The following is a 4,760-nucleotide window of genomic DNA, read 5'->3' on the forward strand; positions in this document are numbered from 1 at the left end:
CGATCGCCACCGAGTAGGGCTCGGGTCCAGCCTATGATCGGGTCGTGAACCGCCAGACATCCTCCGCCGGCAGCGCCCGGGACCTGCCGACGGGGGCGCCCCGCCGGGCCGGCTCCCGGTTGCGGCCGGGCTGGGTCGTGCTGCTCGGCTGCGCCGGCATCGGGGTCTTCGCCGCCTTCCTGTGGCTGGTCGAGCACACCGAGCCGCCGCCCCTGCCGGTGCTGGTCGTCATGGTCCTGGTGGTCGTCGGGCTGGTGGTCGGCCCGTGGGCGTACCTGGCCGCCAGGCAGCTGGAGGGCGAAGCTGCAGCGGGCCGTATCCTGCGGCGCGTCTTGGCCGTCGGGGCGACGCTGGCCGGCACGGGGGTGGCGGTCGCCGCCGCCATCTCCATCTCCGGGACAGGAGAATCCGGCACGGCGGGGGCCGTGGCCATGTTCTCAATCCTCGTCGCCGGGCTGTTGTCGCTGGTGGGGGTGGTGGTGTTCCCTTGGCTGTTCCTGCTCACCCGCACCGTGACCCGTGAGCGCGCCGCCCGGGTGCGGGCTGAGGAGCGCGCCGAGGTGGCGACCCACCTGCACGACTCGGTGCTGCAGACGTTGACGCTGATCCAGAAGCGAACCGGCGACCCGGCCGAGATGGCTCGCCTGGCCCGCCATGCCGAGCGCGAGCTGCGTGGCTGGCTCTACGGGGCGGCCGACCCCGACCGGGACGACCTGGTCGCGGCCTTCCGGGCCGCCGCGGCCGAGGTCGAGGACCGCTTCGGGGTGTCGGTGGAGCTGGTCACGGTCGGGACCTGCCGCCTGGACGAGCGCGCCCGCGCGGTCGTCGGCGCCGCCGGCGAGGCGCTCAGCACCGCCGCCAAGCACGCCGGGGTGGCCCGGGTGTCGATGTTCATCGAGGTGAGAGACGGGCACGTGGTCGTGGTCGTGCGGGACCGGGGCAGCGGGTTCGACCAGGCCATCGCCGGTGGGCGGGGTGGCCGCGGCATCCCCGACTCGATCCTGGGGCGAATGCGGCGCCAGGGCGGGGCGGTCACGATTCGTACGAGCCCTGGCGCGGGCACCGAGGTGGAGCTGCGCATGCCGGTGGCCCGGGCGTGACCGGCCAGCCGCACGGGCGGGTCAGGGTCCTGGTGGTCGACGACCACTCGCTGTTCCGCTCCGGGGTACGCACCGAGATCGAGCCCGCCATGGAGGTTGTTGGTGAGGCCGGCGACGTCGCCGCCGCGATCTCGCAGATCCGCGCGCTGCAGCCCGACGTGGTCCTGCTCGATGTCCACCTGCCCGGCGGTGGCGGCCGTGCTGTGCTCGACGCCGTGCTGGCCACCCACCCGGAGGTGCGCTTCCTGGCCCTGTCGGTCTCCGACGCCGCCGACGACGTCATCGGGGTCATCCGGGGCGGCGCCCGCGGCTACGTCGTCAAGGCGATCTCTGGCCCTGAGCTGTGCGAGGCGATCCGGCAGGTCCATGCCGGCGACGTGTACTTCTCCCCGCGTCTGGCCGGGTTCGTTCTTGACGCCTTCAGGGGCAACCCGCCGGCGCCGCTGGACCCAGAGCTGGACCAGCTCACCCTCCGGGAGCGGGAGGTACTGCGCCTGATCGCCAGCGGCTACACCTACAAGGAGGCCGCGGCCCGCCTCCACATCTCCGCCCGGACGGTCGAGACCCACGTCTCGGCGGTCCTGCGCAAGCTCCAGCTCTCCAGCCGCCGCGAGCTGAGCCGCTGGGCCGCGGCCCGCAACCTCGCCTGACGGAGCGCCTATATTCCGGCCGGCATTCCGTCCTCGGCGAGCGATGGTGGACGGAGGAATGACATCCACGTTGCCGACTCCGCGCCATACCAGACCCAGATAGCCTCTGACCTGCGGTGTTGGGAGCTGGCGGGGACTCGAACCCCCAACCTGTTGTTTACAAAGCAGCGTCCCGGCCGAGCGCGCCGGCACCGCCAGCGGCGTGCTCAAACACCAGCCGCCAGGTCGGCGGCGCCCTGGCCATCGCCGTCTACGGTGCCCTGCTGGCCAACCTGGGGTTCTTCGACGGCCTCCGAACCAGCCTGTTGATCGCCGGCCTGTTGCTGGTCGCCACCACCCTGGCCAGCTCACCCTGCGACCCACCGCACAGCCCTGAAGGAGCCAGCATGACCGCCTGGACGAGCGAGGAGCTCACCCGCATCGGGACCGTCGAGGAGCTGGAGATCGCCTTCCTCCGGACGGCACCCTGAGCCGTCCCAGAACCAGCTGGGTCGTCCCCTACCGTGACGGCCTCTACGTCTGGTCCGTCAACGGGCAACCTCGGCCTGGTTCCGCGGCGCCCAGGTGCGCCACGAGGGTCACATCCGGGCCGGCGGCGTGGACATGGACGCCACCTTCCTGGACGCCGACCACGACCTCAACGACGCCCTCGACGCTGTGTACCGCGACAAGTACCGCCGCTACAGCCCCAGCCACGCTCGACCGCATCACCAGCCCCGAGGCACGATCTACCACCATCCAGCTCGTGCCGCGGTCAACAAGCCCTTAGAACCTGTGCGAATATCTTGGTTGCTGGTTACCAGGTGAAGTCCCGGAGCCAGACCAGGGCCTGGACGCCGTCGCGCAGCAGCTCGACGCGTGGGCGCTGATCGACCTGAGCAAGCCAGGTGACAAGGTAGCCGTCGCGGTCAGGCCGGATGCCGCCGCGGACCCGTTCGATGGCCTCCAGCTCGGCGTTGCTGAGCTGGTACTCGTCGGCGGTCAGGCCGACCACCAGCCGGATCCAGCGGGCAGCGCCTGGGGCAAGGTCGCGGTCGGCGTGGACGACGAGGTTGTCCACCCAGGTCTGGCCGAAGCGGGTGTCGTTATCGTCGGGGACCAGGTCACAGACCACGTCGTACAGCAGGTAGTCCAGGGCGGCGCTGGGCGGGTGGCGCTGCTCGAAGTCGTCGAAGGCCATCTGCTCCATGCGGGCCACCGCCGCGTCCAGCGCCTGCCGATCGCTGATGCTGGCCGCCTTGGCGGCCTGCTCGACCAGCCCGACCGCATGGTCAAAGCCGGCCTGGCTGGCCTGCTGGCGGCGGCGCTGGGCCGGGGTAGCGGGGGGGCCGAGCAGCGCATCGAAGTCGTCATTGTCGATGCCGGACATGGCCGTAGCATGCCACCCCCACCATCGACCTGTCGCACCCACCCGACGAGGACCCCGATGCCGGCCGCCGCCCCATGCCCACCGCGTCGGTTCCCCACCGACCTGACCGACGCCCAGTGGTGTCTGCTCGCCCCGCTGCTGCCCGCCCCGCGCGCTGGCCCTGGCCGGCCAGGCCGCCCCGCCACCAGCCGCCGCGCGCTGGTGAACGCGATCTTGTACGTGCTATGGACCGGCTGCCCATGGCGGGCCCTGCCCGACTGTTATCCCCACTGGCGCACCGTCCACCACCACTTCGCCCGCTGGGCCGCAAACGGCACGTTGCCGTGGACACCGGCGGGCTGCTGCTGGATATCCTGGTCACCCCGGCCAGCACCCAGGACCGCGACGGCGGCCGGCCGCTGCTGTGGCGCCTCCGCCGCCACTTCCCGACCCTCCGGCTGGCCGTCGACTACGAACGCAAGCCCGAACACCACCAGGCGTGGGTGCAGTGGGCCATGGTCCGCGTGATGGTCAAGCGCCTGACCCAACAGGTGCCCGCGCTGCCCACCCGAACACTCAGCCTGGCCGCATGACGTTACTCGCACAGGTTCTTAGGGACTAAGGACGCCACTTGGCACTCAAGGACTAGCCGCTGCCAGATCGGCGGCGCCGGGCTTCTCTTGCTTGATAGCCCTCTGAGCTGCTGGTTTGGCGTGCGCGAGGGATTCGAACCCCCAACCGCCAGATCCGTAGCCTGGTGCTCTACGTCGGACTGGTCGGATCCAGACGGGTCCAGTCGGATCGTCTGAATGATCAGCGGGATGATCAGGCCACGAGACGCAGAGTCCTCGGTCACTGGTGGAGCGAGCATGAGATATTCCATCTGGTGACGGCTGTCGACTGCCACACGGCTGCCATGACAACCGCTTGGATCAAGCCCTCGCGTAGCGCGCTGTTGTCGCGCACCGGCAGCGTGGTGCGCCATCGCCATGGGGCGTCGATCAGCCCCGTCGCTTGGGCCCGCGCACGCGCCTGGTCAGCCGGGCACGAGCGGCCGCCAGCCGGGCGCGGCCTTCGACCACCATGAGCGAGAGCCCGGTGCCGCTGATCAGCAGCAGGTTGAGGAGCGAGTCCTCGCTCAGATGATGCGCCAGGGGATGCATGGTCAGCTGGTGTGGCAGTAGGAGTCGCTGGAGGCATCGCCGCCCTGGAGGCGGGTCTGGTGGACCCGCAGGCCCCGGAAGTCGTCCCCGCTGGGGAAGAACCGCGGGTCAACGGTTAGGCCGCCGCGCTCGGGGTCGGCGTCGAGCTTGGCCACCCACGCGCCCACCCCGCCCGGGTAGAAGATGTCGTCCCAGGCGGCGTACAGCGAGTTGGTCACATACACCCGCCGGCCGTCGCGGCTGACCTCCACCATCTGCGGGCCACCGCCCAGGGGCTGGTCGGGCGCGGACGGGTGGGCCTGACGGCCCACGATGCCGCCGAGCCGGACCGAGCCGGTCTCGCGGGGGTCGAAGGGGTCGGCCACGTCGTACTGTTTGAGCTCGCCGGTGCCCCAGCAGGACACATACAGCCAGCGGTCGTCCACCGACAGGTCGATGTCGGACACCAGCGGCGGCACCGCCCCGAACGACTTGAGGGCCGGCGGCAGCAGGTCGGGGT

At 71.1% G+C, this 4,760-nt stretch carries 6 protein-coding genes and 2 pseudogenes; 5 read left to right on the plus strand and 3 right to left on the minus strand.

Features of this window, described 5'->3' with window-relative positions; all coding sequences use genetic code 11:
• Positions 1–44 precede the first annotated feature (44 nt).
• The 4 genes and pseudogenes from VF468_30270 to VF468_30285 all read left to right on the plus strand — a co-directional run bounded on the left by VF468_30270 (position 45) and on the right by VF468_30285 (position 2,557).
• Positions 45–1,100 (plus strand): ATP-binding protein, encoded by a 1,056-nt coding sequence (locus VF468_30270; protein HEX5882573.1) that lies wholly within the window; start codon positions 45–47, stop codon positions 1,098–1,100.
• Entirely contained in the window at positions 1,097–1,750 is a 654-nt protein-coding gene (locus VF468_30275; GenBank protein ID HEX5882574.1) for a response regulator transcription factor, read from the plus strand. The genes VF468_30270 and VF468_30275 overlap by 4 nt, the downstream gene beginning before the upstream one ends.
• A gap of 169 nt (positions 1,751–1,919) precedes the next feature.
• Positions 1,920–2,070 (plus strand): annotated as a pseudogene (locus tag VF468_30280) (MFS transporter).
• Between the two features lie 244 nt (positions 2,071–2,314).
• Positions 2,315–2,557 carry a DUF2255 family protein gene (locus VF468_30285; protein ID HEX5882575.1) on the plus strand — a complete coding sequence of 81 codons (243 nt, stop codon included), beginning with the start codon at positions 2,315–2,317 and terminating at the stop codon, positions 2,555–2,557.
• On the opposite strand, the gene VF468_30290 is transcribed toward VF468_30285, so the two are convergent.
• Positions 2,547–3,119: a hypothetical protein gene (locus tag VF468_30290; protein HEX5882576.1), complete on the minus strand. Its 573-nt coding sequence runs from the start codon at positions 3,117–3,119 to the stop codon at positions 2,547–2,549. The genes VF468_30285 and VF468_30290 overlap by 11 nt on opposite strands.
• Positions 3,120–3,176: 57 nt before the next feature.
• Between VF468_30290 and VF468_30295 the strand changes: the two are divergent.
• Positions 3,177–3,691, plus strand: a pseudogene (locus tag VF468_30295) (transposase).
• Positions 3,692–4,099: 408 nt separating this feature from the next.
• On the opposite strand, the gene VF468_30300 reads toward VF468_30295, so the two are convergent.
• Positions 4,100–4,261 (minus strand): hypothetical protein, encoded by a 162-nt coding sequence (locus VF468_30300; GenBank protein HEX5882577.1) that lies wholly within the window; start codon positions 4,259–4,261, stop codon positions 4,100–4,102.
• Positions 4,262–4,263: 2 nt separating this feature from the next.
• The coding region (locus VF468_30305) for a selenium-binding protein SBP56-related protein (GenBank protein HEX5882578.1) at positions 4,264–4,760 on the minus strand (497 nt) is incomplete at its 5' end.

The organism is Actinomycetota bacterium, assembly GCA_036280995.1.
Taxonomy (GTDB): domain Bacteria; phylum Actinomycetota; class CALGFH01; order CALGFH01; family CALGFH01; genus CALGFH01.